Annotated in this window: 1 protein-coding gene; it reads left to right on the top strand. The window is 38.1% G+C overall.

Features of this window, described 5'->3' with window-relative positions; translation table 11 throughout:
- Positions 1-265: LrgB family protein (locus tag SB756_RS31035; RefSeq protein WP_410913364.1), on the top strand; the 265-nt coding region annotated here is incomplete at both ends.

Genomic DNA, 265 nt, shown 5'->3' with positions numbered 1-265 from the left:
AAGTATTGCCATTATTGCTTTGTTATTGATTAACTTAAACCTGCCTTACTCCAAGTTTGCCCATCATAGCCAGCTACTAAGCTGGCTTTTAGAGCCCGCCATAGTCGCATTAGCGCTACCTTTGTATCAGCAGTTTATTCATGTACGTAAAAATCTATTACTCATACTAGGTACTTGCAGTCTAGGTATTGTAAATGCAACTTTTGTGGCTTTTTTATTAAGTGTATTTTTTAAGGTTCCTTCTGAGTTAAGTGCCTCTGTGGCG

Origin of the sequence: Pseudomonas sp. SIMBA_068 (genome assembly GCF_046534705.1) — a bacterium.
GTDB classification, from domain to species: domain Bacteria; phylum Pseudomonadota; class Gammaproteobacteria; order Pseudomonadales; family Pseudomonadaceae; genus Aquipseudomonas; species Aquipseudomonas putida.
The sequence above is the reverse complement of the archived record's forward strand: the minus strand, read 5'-3'. Positions and strand labels throughout refer to the sequence as shown.